Here is a 14,904-nt window from a genome sequence, read left to right on the forward strand (position 1 = left end):
CGGCGGTCAGGCCGAGTAGTCAGGCGGGGGTGGGCGCGGACGCCGAGCCGCCGCGCCCGCCGATGCGCCGCTGGCGCCACACGCCCAGCACCGTGAGCAGCACCAGCGCGACGACCGCCAGCACGAAGGGCAGCGACCCGGGCTCGGCGCCGAAGGCGCCGACCGCCACGTAGACCGCCGAGCCGGGGACGATGCCCAGCACCGTCGCGACGGCGTACGAGCGGGCGCGGACCGACGTCAGCCCGAAGGCGTAGTTGGCGGTGCTGAAGGGCACCAGCGGGATCAGCCGCGCCAGCAGCACGGTCGCGAACCCGTTGTCCCGGACCCGGGAGTCGAGGCTGGCGAAGCGGTGCCCGGTCAGGCCGCGCACCGCGTCGCGGCCCAGCAGCCGGCTGACGAAGAAGGCCGCGAGCGCTCCCAGCACCGCGGCGCCGAGCACGGCGGCCAGACCGGTGCCGAAACCCAGCAGCACGCCGCCGAGGATGGTCATCACCGCCGTGGGACCGGCGGGCAGCAGGCTGATCGCGGCGTACGTCGCCATGAAGGCCGGCACCGCCCAGGTGCCGAGGCCGTCGAGGGTCGAGCGCAGCTCGCCCTGGCTGGGCAGGCCCACGCTGAGCTGCAGCACCACCGCGGTGACGACGAGGCCCAGGAGCACTCCCGCCTTGAGCAGCACACTGCGGCTGATCCGAGTCTTCATCGCTCTCCTCCGAGCACGTGGCAACGGTCCGGGGGCAGCACCAGGCGGGTGCTGGTCCCGGGGACGACGGGTGAGCCGACGGGCAGGTGCGCCCGCAGGGCGGTGCCGTCGGCCAGCGCCGCCTCGACGACGAGGTGGGTACCGGCGAAGCGGACCTCCTTGACCGCGACCTGCACGTCGTTGGCCGCCGCCACCGGCCCGACGGCACCGCCGGCGAGCTGCAGCGACTCGGGGCGCACCACGAGCACGCCCGGACCTGCCGGGGTGCCGGTGGGCACGCTCACGGTGCCGTCGACGCTCCAGAACCTGCCGTCCGCGACCCTGCCGGCGATCTCGTTGACCGGCCCGAAGTAGCGAGCCGTGGCCAGCGTCGCGGGGCGGGTGTAGACCTCCTCGGGCGTGCCGCCGCCCACGACCCGACCCCGGTCGAGGAGCACGACCCGGTCGGCGACGTCGACGGCCTCCTCCCGGTCGTGGGTGACGAAGAGCGTGGTCACGCCCAGCTCGTCGTGGAGGCGCCGCACCAGGGTGCGCATCTCGACGCGCAGCTCGGGGTCGAGCTGGCTGAACGGCTCGTCGAGCAGCAGCACGCGCGGGCGGCGCAGCAGTGCCCGGGCCAGGGCCACCCGCTGCTCCTGACCGCCGGAGAGCTCGTGCGGGCGGCGGGGGCCCAGACCCTCGAGGCGCACCCGCTGCACCATGTCGGCGACCTCGGCGCGCTCCCGCGAGCGCGGGACTCCGGCCATCCGCAGGCCGAAGCCGATGTTGCGGGCGACGTCGAGGTGCGGGAAGAGCAGCGGCTTCTGCAGCACCAGCCCGACCGGTCGCTGCTCGGGCGGGCTCTCGAGCACGGAGCGGTCGTCGACGGTGACGGTGCCCGCGTCCGGGTGCTGGAGCCCCGCCAGCACCCCGAGCGTGGTGCTCTTGCCGCAGCCCGAGGGGCCCAGCAGCGCGGTGAAGCTGCCCGGCTCGAGGTCGAGGTCGAGGTGGTCGACGGCGGTGGTGGCGCCGAAGCGGACCACCAGGTCGCGCACCCGCACCCGGGCCGCGGGGCCGGAGGCGGCCTCGGGGGTGTCCTGGGGGCGGGGCTGAGCCCGGCGCTCACGCACGGGAGACCCCCATCCAGGCGACGTCGCGGCCGGCCACCCTGGTCAGCGCCAGCACCAGCAGCACCGGCGGGAGCACCACGAGCAGCCCGAGCGCGGCCGCGGCCGTGCGGTCGGAGGACTCGATGGCCGAGAAGAGCAGCAGCGGCAGGGTCGTGACCCGGCCCCCGCCGACGAGGAGGGTCAGCACGTACTCGCTCCAGGAGATGAGGAAGCTCAGCAGGAAGGCGGTCACCAGGGCCGGGCGCAGCAGCGGCAGCGTCACGTGGACCAGGGTCTGCACCGGCCCGGCGCCGAGCACCCGGGCGGCCTTCTCGTGGTCGACGTCGAGGTCGGCGTGCGCGGCCGCCAGGAGGCTGGCGGCGTACGGCACCGTGGGCACGAGCTGCACCAGCACTACGCCCGTGATCGTGTCGGAGAGCCCGTAGCGCACGAAGAAGACCTGCAGCCCCAGGGTGACCGCGAGCGGCGGGACGATGATCGGCGCCAGCAGGAGGAACTGCACGGCCCGGCGCCCGCGGAAGCGGTGCAGTCCCAGCGCCCGACCCGCCGGCAGCCCGACCAGGCAGGCCAGGGTGGCGACGCTGGTGGAGACCAGCACCGAGGTGCCGAGCGCGCCGAGGACCCCGTCGCTGGTCAGCAGCCGCAGGCCCCGGGTGCTGAGATCGGGCGGCAGCAGGTCGGGGTAGCGCCAGGCGCCGGCCACGGCCCACAGCACCACGGGGACCATCGGCAGCAGCGTGACGACGACGACCACGGTGACCGCGGCCCCCCGCCACGGGCTGCGGCGGCGTGCGGCGCGCGCTGCGAGCCCCGGTCCGGTGCCGGCGGGCGGGGGCGCGGGCGCGCGCTCGAGCAGGCTCACAGCGCCCTCCTGGTGAGGCCGCCGACGAGACGCAGGTAGGCCAGCGCCGCCAGGGTGGTCAGGGCGGCGATGAGCACCGCGAGCGCCATCGCCTCGGGCCGCGAGGTCAGGTCGATGTCGCGGTAGCGCTGGAACGCCTCCACCGACAGGGTCGCCGGATAGGGCCGCCCCAGCAACCGGGGCACCTCGTAGGAGGCGGTGACGAAGGCCAGCACGAGCACCGACGCCGCGGCGACCGGCGGGGCGAGCGACGGCAGGGTGACCTCGCGCAGCCGCTGCCAGCGCGACGCACCCAGGGTTGAGGCGACGTCCTCCAGGTCCCCGACCCGGCGACTCAGGGCCGCCAGCGCCACGACCGCGACGAAGGGCGTCTCCTTCCACGTGTACTCCGCGATGATCCCCCAGCCGAACGCGTCCTGGGTCAGGGCGGGGACGTCCTGGACCGAGTCGACCAGGCCGAGCGTGTACGCCGCGCGCGAGACCAGCCCCGACGGGGAGAGCAGCAGCCCGATGGCCAGCGCCCCGACCAGGTGCGGCACGGCCAGCGTGGCGTGGAACAGCGCCGCCAGCCGGCGACGCCCGCCCAGGCGACGCACCAGCAGGGCGAGGGCGGTGCCGAGGACGGCCGCGGCTGCGGTGGAGATGAGGGAGACCCGGGCGGTCAGCAGCAGCGAGGCACGCACCGACGGGTCGGCGACGACGCGGCGGTAGGCGTCGAGGGACCACTCGGACTCACCCACGACGGGGGCGAAGCCGAGGCTCTGCAGGACGGCCTGGAGGACGCCGCCGACCACGAAGACGGCGACGACGAGCAGGGCCGGGGCCAGCAGCAGCGCGATCCTCAGCCGCGGCCCGGGACGCCGGCGAGGTCGCGGGTGCCGGTGGTCGACGCGGCTCATCCGGCGCTCCGCAGGACCTCGGACTTCCAGTCGTCCTCGATCCGGGCCAGGGTCGCGCTGTCGAGCTCGGGCAGCGCGTCGGCGGTGAGCTCCGCGGGGGTCAGCACCGAGGGGCCGGCGTCGACCGAGGCGAACTGCTCGGCGAGGGCGGGGTCCACGGTGTCGAGGTCGACGACCGGGAAGATGCCGGTCGCCTCGAAGAGCCCGAGCTGGACCTCGGGGTCCTGGAGCACGTCGGCCAGCACCATGGCGCCGGCCCGGTCCTCGGCGTTGGCGGGCACGCCGAGGAAGCTGACGTTGGAGATGTTGCCGACCGAGAGCACCGTCTCGCGGGTGGACCCGGGGAAGACGCCGTCCTCGACGAGGCTGCCGACCGCTCCGGGGCCGTAGGTGAGGAAGGCGCTGATCTCGCCGTCGGCGTACAGCTTCTCGACCTCCTCCTGGCTGACCGGGTAGGTCTCGCCGTCGCGCCAGAAGCTGCCCGAGGCGTCCAGCAGCCGGGTGAACGTCTCGTCGCGGGCCCGCTCGTAGTCCTCGTCGCTGAGCCCGCCGCCCTCGGCGGCGGCCCTCACGGCCTCGGCGCCGAGGGTGTCGTAGAGGAAGGTGCGCACCGCCATCGAGCCGGTGAAGTCCGGCGGGGCGGGGTAGGTGAAGCGACCGGGGTCGCTCGCCGACCAGGCCAGCAGCGACTCGACGGAGGCGACGTCGGCCTCGTCGAGCACCGCGCTGTCGTAGACGAGCGCCGAGCTGGCCTGCTGCCAGGCGGCCTCGCAGCCCTCCACCGGGACGCCGAAGTCGGTGGCCACGGCGGGGTCCTCGAGGTCGACGTACTGCGCGTTGGGCAGGTCGGCGGCCCAGCCGCAGGCCCAGAGGTCGGCCTGCACGCCGGTGGCGAAGTTCTCGCCGTTGACCCAGATCGCGTCGACCGAGCCGCCGGTGGTGCGCCCGGCCTGCTGCTCGCCGAGCACCTTGTTGACCGCCTCGGCGGTGTCGGTGATCTTGACCTGGTTGAGCGTGACCCCGAGGGCGGCCAGCCGGTCGGCGACCTCGCCGTTGACGAACTCGTTGAGCCGCTGGTCGCCGCCGTACATGTACCAGTCGACGCTCTGGCCCTCGGCCTCGGCGAGGACGGCGTCCCAGTCGGAGGTGTCGACCGCGACCGCCTCGGCCCCCGGGTCGCTGCCGCAGGCGCTCGCGACCAGGGCGGTGGCGGCGAGCAGGGCTGTCACGCGGGCGGGGCGGTTCACGAGGTCTCCTCGGAGCGGGGGCGGTCGGGGGTGGTTCGGAGCGGGCCCTGAGGCCGGATGTCCTGCGGCCCGAGGTCCTGCCCGCGGGTGCCCAGGCGCTGGATCCCCAGGCCGACGCGCTGCAGCGCGGTCAGGGCGACCATCGCGGCGAAGACCCAGGCCACCGTGGCGGCGTGCTCGGGGACCAGGCAGAACACCGCGTAGGCCACCACCGTCTCGGTGCCCTCGGCCAGACCGCCCACGAAGAGGACCGAGCGTCCGTCGCCCCGGTCGCCGCGCTTCTCCAGCAGCGGGGAGAGGGTGAGGAACGCGGTGCCGGAGAGGTAGTAGGCCAGCAGCAGCACCGCGCAGGCGAGCCGCGCCTCGGGCACCGCCACGGCCACGGCCACCACGAAGCCGCCGTAGATGCTGAAGTCGGCGACCAGGTCGAGGTAGCCGCCGAGGTCGGTGGCGCCGTGGCGGCGCGCCAACGGGCCGTCCAGCCCGTCCAGGAGCCGGTTGGCCAGCCACAGCACCAGCGCGAGCCCCCAGTGGGAGGTGGCCACCGCGACGCAGGCGGCGACCCCGACCAGCCAGCCCACGCCGGTGACGGCCAGGGGCCGGACGCCGACCCGGTCCAGGCCGGCCGCGGCCGCGTCGAGACCCGGTCCGAGAGCGCGGCGCACAGGGGCGTCGAGCACGGCGGGGTCCTCCTCCTCGGTGGGGGCAGCGGCAACGGTGCGGGGGTGGGGATCGGGGGGTTCTGCGCCGGTAACCCGCCGAGGCCGCCGGATGCATCCCGCACGCCACCCGGACCTCGCCGGGCCCAGCATGGCGCAGGGGCACGGCGACGCACACCCCTCCGGGTCTTGGCCGGTAGGACAGGGTGGAGCGGTGGTCGAGCAGCAGCACACCCCTCCCGGCGGTGGCCGCACCCCCGGCGGGGTCGCCGACCTCACACCGTGGCCGGTCGACGCCGGCCCGGACCCCCGACGCTGGCGGATCTTCGCGGTCTCGCTGGTGGTGGGGTTCATGGCGCTGCTCGACGTCACGATCGTCAACGTCGCGATCCCCTCGATCCAGGCGGGCCTCGACACCACCACCGGCACCGTGCAGTGGGTGGTCTCCGGCTACGCCCTCACCTTCGGGCTGGTGCTGGTCACCGGCGGACGCCTGGGCGACGCCTACGGCCGACGACGCCTGATGCTGGTCGGCCTGGCGCTCTTCGTGCTGACCAGTGCGGCGGTGGGGCTGGCCCCGACCGCCGGACTGGTGATCCTCGCCCGGCTGCTGCAGGGGGCGGCGGCGGGGCTGCTCACGCCGCAGAACTCCGGACTGATCCAGGACCTCTTCAGCGGAGCCGAACGCGGTCGCGCCTTCGGCATCTTCGGGCTGGTGGTCTCGATCTCGGCGGCGCTCGGCCCGGTCCTGGGCGGCGCGATCATCAGCCTGGTCGGCGAGGAGTCGGGGTGGCGCTGGATCTTCCTGGTCAACATCCCGATCGGCCTGGCCGCACTGGTGGCCGTCGCACGCCTGGTGCCGCACTCCGTGCCCCGCACGCGCGGCGAGGCGCGACCGCGGCTCGACCCGGTCGGCTCGCTGCTCCTGGGCGGCGGGGTGCTGTGCCTGCTCTACCCGCTGGTCAGCGTCGAGGGTGGGCAGTACCTGTGGCTGGTGCTGCTCGGCGCCGCCCCGCCGCTCTTCGTCGCCTTCGTCCGCTGGGAGCGTCGCGTCGTACGCCGCGGGGGTGCGCCGCTGCTCGACGTGACGCTGCTGCGGCGCACGCCCGGCTTCGCCAACGGCATCGCCGTCGGGACGCTCTACTTCACCGGCTTCACCGGGCTGGTGCTGGTGCTCTCGATCCACCTGCAGACCGAGCTGGGCCTGGCGCCGTTCACCACCGGGTTGCTGCTGACCGGCTTCGCGGCCGGGTCCGCGGTCTCCGCACCGCTCGCGGGGCGCGTGGTGTCCTCGGTCGGACGGCCGCTGACCGTCGGCGCGCTGGTCACGATCATCACCGCCATCGCCGTGATGACGGTGCTGGTGCCGGGTCGCGAGGCCGGCACGCTGTGGATGGTGCTGCCGCCGCTGCTGTTCCTGGGCGGACTGGGTGGTGGCGCCGTGATCTCACCGAACTTCACCCTGACCCTCGCCGACGTGCCGACCCGGATGGGCGGCGCCGCCGGAGGCGCCCTGCAGACCGGCCAGCGCATCGGCTCGGCGATCGGCTCGGCGCTCGGCGTCACCGTCTACACGCTGGTGCTGGGCGCCATCGGGCCGGCCGCCGGGTTGCGGGCGACGTTCCTGACCGCGGCCACGATGCTCGCCCTCGCGCTGGTGGCGGCGGTGGTGGCGCTGCGGGCGGAGCGGGACGAGCGCGACGAGAGGGCCGCGCGCGGGGTGTGATCCCCGCGCCCGGCCCTCTGGTGGGACAGGTGTCTCAGGTCAGGCGCCGAGCTCCTCGAGCATCCGGCGCGCCAGCGGCCCGGAGGACGCCGGGTTCTGGCCGGTGAACAGGGAGCGGTCGACGACGATGTTCTCGCCCCACGCCTCGCCCTCCTGGAAGTCCGCGCCCAGCGCGACGAGGCGGTCCTGGAGCAGCCACGGCGCGCCGTCGGCGAGCCCGGCCTGGGTCTCCTCCTCGTTGGTGAAGCCGGTCATCTTGTAGCCCGAGAACGGCGAGCCGTCCGGGCCCTCGGTCGCCAGCAGCGCGGCGGGCGCGTGACAGACGATGCCGAGCGGCTTGCCCGACTCCAGCGTCTGCACCAGCAGGCGGGCCGAGTCGGCGTCGCCGGACAGGTCCTCCATCGGGCCGTGCCCGCCGGGGTAGAACACGGCGTCGTAGGCGGTGGGGTCGACGAGGTCGAGAGACTCGGGCGCGCGGAGCTGCTCGATGCCGTCGATGGCCTCACGCAGCGCGTCGGCGTTCTCCTGGCCACCGTTGGCCTCGGGGGCCAGGCTGCCCTCGTCGACGACCGGCTGCACACCGCCGGGGGTGGCCACGACGACCTGGTGCCCGGCCTCGGTGAAGGCGCGGTAGGGAGCGACGAGCTCCTCGGCCCAGTAGCCGGTGGGGTGCTGGGTGCCGTCCTTGAGGGTCCAGGCGCGGGCGCCGGTGACGACGAAGAGGATCTTGCTCATGGGGATTGCTCCTTCGATCAGCTGAAGTTGCGTACCCCGTCCCAACCCCGCCCCCGGCCGGCCCATTCCGACCGCAGGGGTGAGACCCGGACCCTCAGGGACGCTGCGAGCAGCCCAGCCCGCCGGAGTAGCGGGGCGGGACCTCTCCCCGCGCGGCGGTGCGGGCGTACTGGAAGACCACCTCGGGGTACGCACCCTGCCGGTTGACCTCGCCGCGCAGCAGGGGCCAGTCCCTCGCGGTGGCCAGCACCGCCGAGGCGCGCTCGACTCGTCGCGGGTCGCCTTCCTGCAGGGCCTCGTCCAGCTCGTCGAGCCACTGGCAGGTGATGCTGCCGGCCACGTCGACGGCCAGCCCGTAGGGCGAGTTCTCCTGCGAGTCGATGGTCGGCCTCCCGCTCGGCGACACCGGCAGGTCAGGGCCCACGGCGGCCGCGATCCCGTCGAGCATCTCCTCGATCCGGGCGGTCCGCTCCTCGGTGGTGACGTAGTCGTCGGGCAGGGCTCGCTCGAAGACGGCCTCGCTGACCAGCCGCAGCCGGCCGAGGAGCTCTCGGTAGTCGGCCTCGCCCATCCCGGCGGCACGGACCTCGAGCCACCGACCGCCCTCGACCTCGCGGATGACCGTGTGGTCGTCGCCGGAGTAGGACCACAGCTGCGCGCCGAGGCCGAGGACCTCGATCGGCTCGCCCGCTGCCGGCGGGTCGACGATGCGCCGGCGGTCCTCGACGTAAGAGGCGTAGGTGGCGGCGGGGTACCAGCTGATCTCCAGCGAACGGCCTCCCGCCGCCTCGTAGGCGATGCTGCCCCCGGGGTCGGCGCGGCCCACGTGGGACACCTCCCAGCCGGCCTCGTCGAGGAGCACCAGGCCCCCCTGCCCCTCCTCCTGCGCCCGGGTGCTCGCCGGGCCGGGGTCCGACGACGGGTCGCCGGGACCGGCCGACCACCAGGCCACCGCGCCGGCGAGCACCGCGACGGCCGCCGCGGCGGCGAGCGGCGCCGCCCAGCGGGGCCGCTGCGGCTGCAGCGTGGCGGGCGTGAGGGGTGCCTGTGCTCCACCCAGGGCGATGATCTCCTCGAGGAGGTCGGCTCGTCCCGCACGGACCGGGAGGTCGGCGACCGCCCGGTCGCTGATCGGTCGCTCGCAGGTCGGCTGGTGCTGTCCGGTGCTGCTCATCGGCTCTGCTCCTCGCGGACGAAGTGGGGGTTGCTGCCAGGGAGATGTCCGGCCGGGCTGGACGCGCTGCCGTCGGGCGCAGCGGCACCGAGGAGGGCGCGCAGCCGGGCTCGGGCGCGGGAGAGCCGGGGACGCACCACGACCGTGGTCACCCCCAGCACGTCGGCGATCTCGCGGGGTTCCAGCCCCTCCCACAGGTGCAGGCGCAGCACCTCCTGGTCACGCCCGGAGAGCCGGCCCATCGCCGCGCTCACGTCGGCGCGCACCACGACGTGCTCGCTGCCGTCCGGCTCCCAGCCACGGAGGTCCTCACGCAGCCGGCGCCCCAGCGCCGAGCGCCGCCCGTCCCCGCGGCGCTGGTTGGCCAGCACCCGCCGCGCGACCCCGTAGAGCCACGGCCGGGCGTCGGGCGGGCCCGGCAGGTGTGCGCGACGACGCCACGCCACCAGGAACGTCTCGGCGGCCACGTCGGCGGCATCCTCCGCGCGGTCGACGCGGCGCAGCGCGAACCCGAGCACGGCGTCGAAGTGGTCCGCGTACAGCGCCCGGAAGTGGGCCTCGTGGTCGAGGGTGTCGCTCATGCCTGACTCATGTCCGGCCCGACCACGATCGTTGCAGCCTCAGGTCACAGGATCGCGCCGGGCTCGTACGCCGCCGCGGCCGGGTGCTGCTCGGCGAGCGCGGCCACACGGCGTACGACGGCCTGGGTCTGGGCGACCGCGGCACCGGTGAAGGCGATCGGCTCGGCGACCAGGCCGGCGAGCTGCTCCTCGGTGAGGCCGAGGCGCTCGTCGGCGGCGAGCTTGGCGAAGACGTCGTTCTCGGCCTGGCCCTGGCGCATCGCCAGCGCCGTGCCGACCGCCGCCTCCTTGATGGCCTCGTGGGCGCTCTCGCGGCCCACGCCGTTGCGCACCGCGGCCATCAGCACCTTGGTGGTGGCCAGGAAGGGCAGGTAGCGGTCCAGCTCGCGCTGGATGACCGCGGGGAAGGCGCCGAACTCGTCGAGCACGGTGAGGAAGGTCTGGAAGAGCCCGTCGACGGCGAAGAACGCGTCGGGCAGCGCGACCCGGCGCACCACCGAGCAGGACACGTCGCCCTCGTTCCACTGGTCTCCGGCGAGCTCGCCGACCATGGACAGGTAGCCGCGGGTGACCACGGCGAGACCGTTGACCCGCTCGCAGGAGCGGGTGTTCATCTTGTGCGGCATCGCCGAGGAGCCGACCTGGCCCTCCTTGAACCCCTCGGTGACGATCTCGTTGCCGGCCATCAGCCGGATCGTGGTCGCGAGGTTGGAGGGCCCGGCGGTGAGCTGGACGAGCGCGGAGAGGACGTCGAAGTCGAGGCTGCGCGGGTAGACCTGGCCGACGCTGGTCAGCACCCGCTCGAAGCCGAGGTGGGCCGCGACCCGCTGCTCGAGGTCGACCAGCCTGGACTCATCGCCGTCGAGCAGGTCGAGCATGTCCTGCGCGGTGCCCATCGGACCCTTGATGCCACGCAGCGGGTAGCGGCCGAGCAGGTCCTCGACCCGCTCCAGGCTGATCAGCATCTCGTCGGCCACCGTGGCGAAGCGCTTGCCCAGCGTGGTCGCCTGCGCGGCGACGTTGTGGGACCGACCCGCCATCACGGTGGTCTCGTGCTCGGCGGCCAGGCGACCGAGCCGGGTCAGCGTCGCCACGGCGCGGTCACGGAGCAGCTCGAGGGACTGCTTGACCTGCAGCTGCTCGACGTTCTCGGTCAGGTCGCGGCTCGTCATGCCCTTGTGGATGTGCTCGTGCCCCGCCAGCGCGGAGAACTCCTCGATGCGCGCCTTCACGTCGTGGCGGGTGATCCGCTCCCGCGCGGCGATCGAGGCCAGGTCGACGCCCTCGACGCCCCGGGCCACGACCTGCTCGTAGGCCTCGACCACGCCGTCGGGCACGGTGATGCCGAGGTCGCGCTGGGCCTTGAGCACCGCCACCCACAGCTCGCGCTCGAGCACGATCTTGTGCTCGGGCGACCAGATCTGGGCCAGGTCGGCGGCGGCGTAGCGGGTGGCAAGGACGTTCGGGACGGTCACGCCCCCATTCTCACCGATGCTGCCTGGCGGCACTCACTCGCCATCGACGGCGGACCGCGGAGCTCAGGCTTCGTCGGCGGCCCGGGCCGCGATGTCGGTGCGGTGCTGCGCGCCGTCGAAGGAGATCTCCGCGACGCCCTCGTACGCCGCTGCGCGGGCCTCGGCGAGCGAGTCGCCGCTGCCGACCACGGCGAGCACCCGGCCGCCGGCGGTGACGACGTCGCCGTCGCGCACCGCGGTCCCGGCGTGGATGACGTGCACGTCGCGCAGCGCCTCGGCGGCCTCGAGGCCGGTGATGACGTCACCGCTGGAGGAGGTCTCGGGGTAGCCGGCGCTGGCCAGCACCACGCCGACGGCCGCGCCCGGGCGCCACGCCGGGGCCGGGACGTCGGCCAGCGTCCCGGTGGCCGACCCGAGCAGCAGCGGGGAGAGCGGCGAGTCGAGCAGGGCCAGCAGCGGCTGGGTCTCGGGGTCGCCGAAGCGGGCGTTGAACTCCACCACCCGCAGGCCGCGCGAGGTCAGCGCCAGGCCGGCGTACAGCAGGCCGGTGAAGGGGGTGCCGCGGCGGGCCATCTCCTCGACGGTGGGGCGCAGCACGGTGGCGAGCACCTCGTCGACCAGGCCCTCCGGGGCCCAGGGCAGCGGGGTGTAGGCACCCATCCCGCCGGTGTTGGGACCCTCGTCACCGTCGCGGATCCGCTTGAAGTCCTGGGCCGGCTGCATCGGGTGCACGACGGGACCGTGCGTCTCGTCCCAGCCGCAGATCGCGAAGAGCGACACCTCGGGCCCGTCGAGGTACTCCTCGATCAGGACCCGCTCGCAGCCCGCGGCGTGGGCCACGGCCTCGTCGCGGTCCTCGGTCACCACGACGCCCTTGCCGGCGGCGAGACCGTCGTCCTTCACGACGTACGGCGCGCCGTGCAGGTCGAGCGCCGCGGCGACCTCGTCGGCGGTGCGGCAGCTGGTGGCGGCAGCGGTCGGCACGCCGGCGGCGGCCATCACGTCCTTGGCGAACGCCTTGGAGCCCTCGATCCGGGCGGCGGCGGCCGACGGTCCGAAGACCGCGATCCCGCGCCCGCGCACCACGTCGGCGACCCCGGCCACCAGGGGCGCCTCGGGGCCCACGACGACGAGGTCGGCGCCGAGGCGCTGGGCGAGGTCGGCGACCGCGGCACCGTCCATCGGGTCGACGTCGTGCAGCGCGGCGACCGCGGCGGTGCCGGGGTTGCCCGGCGCGCAGTGCACCGCGGCGACCCCCGCGTCGTGGGCCAGCGCCCGCGACAGCGCGTGCTCACGCCCACCGGTGCCGATGACGAGAACGGTCAGGGGGCCGTGCGGCGGGGTGCTCACGGGTGCTGATGTTCTCAGATCAGGGGGTGGACGACCACGGTGGCCTCACGATCCGGACCGACCCCGACCGCCGAGATCCGCGAGCCGGACAGCTCCTCGACCCGCTCCACGTAGGCCCGGGCGTTCGCCGGCAGGTCGTCGAGGGTGCGCGCCCCGGTGATGTCCTCGCTCCAGCCGGGCAGGTGCTCGAAGATGGGCTTCGCGTGGTGGAAGTCGGTCTGGTTGACCGGCATCTCGTCGTGGCGCACGCCGCCGACGTCGTAGGCGACGCAGACCGGGATGGTCTCCAGGCCGGTGAGCACGTCGAGCTTGGTGAGCACGAAGTCGGTGACGCCGTTGACGCGCGCGGCGTAGCGGGCGATGACGGCGTCGTACCAGCCGCAGCGGCGCGGACGACCGGTCGTGGTGCCGAACTCGGCACCGACGTTGCGCAGGTGCTCGCCGGACTCGTCGAAGAGCTCGGTGGGGAACGGGCCCTCGCCGACGCGGGTGGTGTAGGCCTTCACGATGCCGATGACCTGGTCCATCCGCATCGGGGGGATGCCCGAGCCGGTGCAGGCGCCGCCGGCGGTGGCCGAGGACGAGGTGACGAACGGGTAGGTGCCGTGGTCGACGTCGAGCAGCGTGGCCTGGCCGGCCTCGAGCAGCACGGTCTCGCCGCGGTCGAGCGCCTGGTTGAGCAGCAGGCCGGTGTCGGCGACCATCGGCCGCAGCCGGTCGACGTACTGCAGCAGCTCCTCGAGCGTCTCGTCGACCGAGGGGGCACGACGGTTGTAGATCTTGGTGAGGACCTGGCCCTTGAGCTCCAGGGCGCCCTCGATCTTCTGGCGCAGGATCTTCTCGTCGAAGATGTCCTGGACCCGGATGCCGATGCGGTTCATCTTGTCGGCGTACGTCGGCCCGATGCCGCGACCGGTGGTGCCGAGACGGCGCGAGCCGAGGAACCGTTCGGTGACCTTGTCGACGGTGCGGTTGTAGTCGGCGATCACGTGCGCGCTGGCGCTGACGACCAGCCTGCTGGTGTCCACGCCGCGGGCCTCGAGGCCCTCGATCTCGTGGAACAGCACGTTGAGGTCGACGACGACGCCGTTGCCGATCACCGGGGTGCAGCCGGGGGTCAGGATGCCGCTGGGCAGCAGGTGCAGCGCGTACTTCTGGTCCCCGACGACGACGGTGTGACCGGCGTTGTTGCCGCCGTTGAACTTCACGACGTAGTCGACCCGGGAGCCGAGCAGGTCGGTGGCCTTGCCCTTCCCCTCGTCACCCCACTGGGCTCCGATGATGGCGATCGCGGGCATCGGCTCGCTCACTCTCCACGCTGGCTGCGCTCTGACAAAGGAAGAACCCCGGCACAAGTGCACCGGGGCCTCTTGCGGCGCCACGCTACCAAAACGCCAGGGCGGGACCCTTTTCGCGCCAACGGCACGACCCGAGGGTTAAGGTCCTGAGCGATGGAACCCTTGCTCGTGATCAAGAACAGCGACGCGGGCACCGCGGACGAGGAGACCCTCGAGCGGGGTCTGGCCGTCCTGCGTACCCGCGCCTCGGTCGAGGTGGCCGGCACCGCCGACCCCGGTGAGCTCAACGGGGTGCTGCACCGCGCCGGGTCGAGACGCATCGTCGTCGCCGGCGGCGACGGCAGCCTGCACGCCGTCGTGTCGGCGCTGCACCGGCGCAACGAGCTCGCCGGGCGCACCCTGGCGCTGCTGCCGCTCGGCACCGGCAACGACTTCGCCCGCGGCAACGACATCCCCCTCGACATCGAGGAGGCCGCGCGGCTGATCCTCAGCGGGGAGCCGCGCCCGGTCGACCTGATCCTCGACGAGGTCGGCGCCGTGGTCGTCAACAGCGTGCACGTCGGCGCCGGCGCGCAGGCCAGCCGCCGCGGCTCGGCGTGGAAGGAGCGCCTCGGCGCCATCGGCTACAAGAAGGCCAACCTCGGAAAGCTCGGCTACCCCGTCGGCGCCTTGCTGGCTGCCTTCCGGCCGCCCTTCGTGCGCCTGCACGTGGAGGTCGACGGCGAGAGCGTCGTCAGCTTCGACCAGCCGGTGCTGATGGTCGCGGTGGGCAACGGGCCCCAGGTGGGCGGCGGGACCGAGCTCGTGCCGGGCGCCGACCCCGAGAACCGTCGCCTCGACGTGATGATCTCCTGCGCCATCGGGCCGCTGGCCCGCTTCGGCTACGTCGCCGGCCTGGTGCGGGGGCGCCACCCCGAGCGCGACGACGTGATCACGCTGCGCGGCACCGAGGTGTCGGTCTCGGGCGAGGAGTTCTGGTGCGCGGCCGACGGCGAGATCTACGGCCCCGAGCGGCGACGCACCTGGCGCCTGGAGCCGGCGGCGTACTCGATGGTCCTGCCGCGCCAACGGCCCTCCTGAGACGTCGGC

The 14,904-nt window shown here is 74.2% G+C and carries 14 protein-coding genes; 2 read left to right on the forward strand and 12 right to left on the reverse strand.

The window, feature by feature from the left end; translation table 11 throughout:
* Window positions 1–19: 19 nt before the first annotated feature.
* The 6 genes from I601_RS04510 to I601_RS04535 are packed head-to-tail and all read right to left on the reverse strand — an operon-like array spanning window position 20 to window position 5,497.
* A complete protein-coding gene (locus I601_RS04510; protein ID WP_068106902.1) occupies window positions 20–700 on the reverse strand; it encodes a TVP38/TMEM64 family protein in 681 nt (226 codons plus the stop codon).
* Window positions 697–1,809 (reverse strand): ABC transporter ATP-binding protein, encoded by a 1,113-nt coding sequence (locus I601_RS04515; protein WP_084527132.1) that lies wholly within the window; start codon window positions 1,807–1,809, stop codon window positions 697–699. The genes I601_RS04510 and I601_RS04515 overlap by 4 nt, the downstream gene beginning before the upstream one ends.
* Window positions 1,802–2,671 (reverse strand): ABC transporter permease, encoded by an 870-nt coding sequence (locus I601_RS04520; protein ID WP_084527134.1) that lies wholly within the window; start codon window positions 2,669–2,671, stop codon window positions 1,802–1,804. Before I601_RS04520 ends, I601_RS04515 begins: the two co-directional genes overlap by 8 nt.
* Complete coding sequence (locus I601_RS04525) at window positions 2,668–3,570, reverse strand: ABC transporter permease (RefSeq protein ID WP_084527136.1); 903 nt, start codon at window positions 3,568–3,570, stop codon at window positions 2,668–2,670. Before I601_RS04525 ends, I601_RS04520 begins: the two co-directional genes overlap by 4 nt.
* Window positions 3,567–4,817, reverse strand: a complete 1,251-nt coding sequence (locus tag I601_RS04530; protein WP_068106904.1) for an ABC transporter substrate-binding protein — start codon at window positions 4,815–4,817, stop codon at window positions 3,567–3,569. The genes I601_RS04525 and I601_RS04530 overlap by 4 nt, the downstream gene beginning before the upstream one ends.
* The gene (locus I601_RS04535; protein ID WP_068106906.1) at window positions 4,814–5,497 is read right to left on the reverse strand and encodes a CDP-alcohol phosphatidyltransferase family protein; all 684 of its coding nucleotides are present in this window, start codon (window positions 5,495–5,497) and stop codon (window positions 4,814–4,816) included. The genes I601_RS04530 and I601_RS04535 overlap by 4 nt, the downstream gene beginning before the upstream one ends.
* 193 nt (window positions 5,498–5,690) lie before the next feature.
* On the opposite strand from I601_RS04535, the gene I601_RS04540 reads away from it, so the two are divergent.
* On the forward strand, window positions 5,691–7,202 hold the full coding sequence (locus I601_RS04540; RefSeq protein WP_237089549.1) for an MFS transporter: 1,512 nt from the start codon (window positions 5,691–5,693) through the stop codon (window positions 7,200–7,202).
* 39 nt (window positions 7,203–7,241) lie between these two features.
* Here the strand turns inward: I601_RS04540 and I601_RS04545 are convergent, their stop codons facing one another.
* The 6 genes from I601_RS04545 to I601_RS04570 all read right to left on the reverse strand — a co-directional run bounded on the left by I601_RS04545 (window position 7,242) and on the right by I601_RS04570 (window position 13,815).
* On the reverse strand, window positions 7,242–7,937 hold the full coding sequence (locus I601_RS04545; protein ID WP_068106908.1) for a type 1 glutamine amidotransferase domain-containing protein: 696 nt from the start codon (window positions 7,935–7,937) through the stop codon (window positions 7,242–7,244).
* A 94-nt stretch (window positions 7,938–8,031) separates the two neighbouring features.
* The gene (locus I601_RS04550) at window positions 8,032–9,111 is read right to left on the reverse strand and encodes a hypothetical protein (protein ID WP_068106910.1); all 1,080 of its coding nucleotides are present in this window, start codon (window positions 9,109–9,111) and stop codon (window positions 8,032–8,034) included.
* On the reverse strand, window positions 9,108–9,692 hold the full coding sequence (locus I601_RS04555; RefSeq protein ID WP_068106912.1) for an RNA polymerase sigma factor: 585 nt from the start codon (window positions 9,690–9,692) through the stop codon (window positions 9,108–9,110). The genes I601_RS04550 and I601_RS04555 overlap by 4 nt, the downstream gene beginning before the upstream one ends.
* 44 nt (window positions 9,693–9,736) lie before the next feature.
* Window positions 9,737–11,167, reverse strand: coding sequence for an adenylosuccinate lyase (gene purB, locus I601_RS04560; protein WP_084527137.1), 1,431 nt, complete (start codon window positions 11,165–11,167; stop codon window positions 9,737–9,739).
* A 63-nt stretch (window positions 11,168–11,230) separates the two neighbouring features.
* Window positions 11,231–12,493 (reverse strand): phosphoribosylamine--glycine ligase, encoded by a 1,263-nt coding sequence (purD, locus tag I601_RS04565; protein ID WP_068114362.1) that lies wholly within the window; start codon window positions 12,491–12,493, stop codon window positions 11,231–11,233.
* A gap of 38 nt (window positions 12,494–12,531) precedes the next feature.
* Window positions 12,532–13,815, reverse strand: coding sequence for an adenylosuccinate synthase (locus I601_RS04570; protein WP_068114364.1), 1,284 nt, complete (start codon window positions 13,813–13,815; stop codon window positions 12,532–12,534).
* Between the two features lie 153 nt (window positions 13,816–13,968).
* Here I601_RS04570 and I601_RS04575 point away from each other — a divergent pair, with 153 nt between their 5' ends.
* Window positions 13,969–14,895 carry a diacylglycerol/lipid kinase family protein gene (locus I601_RS04575; protein WP_068106915.1) on the forward strand — a complete coding sequence of 309 codons (927 nt, stop codon included), beginning with the start codon at window positions 13,969–13,971 and terminating at the stop codon, window positions 14,893–14,895.
* Window positions 14,896–14,904: the final 9 nt, after the last annotated feature.

This window comes from Nocardioides dokdonensis FR1436 (assembly GCF_001653335.1).
In the GTDB taxonomy this organism is placed as follows: domain Bacteria; phylum Actinomycetota; class Actinomycetes; order Propionibacteriales; family Nocardioidaceae; genus Nocardioides; species Nocardioides dokdonensis.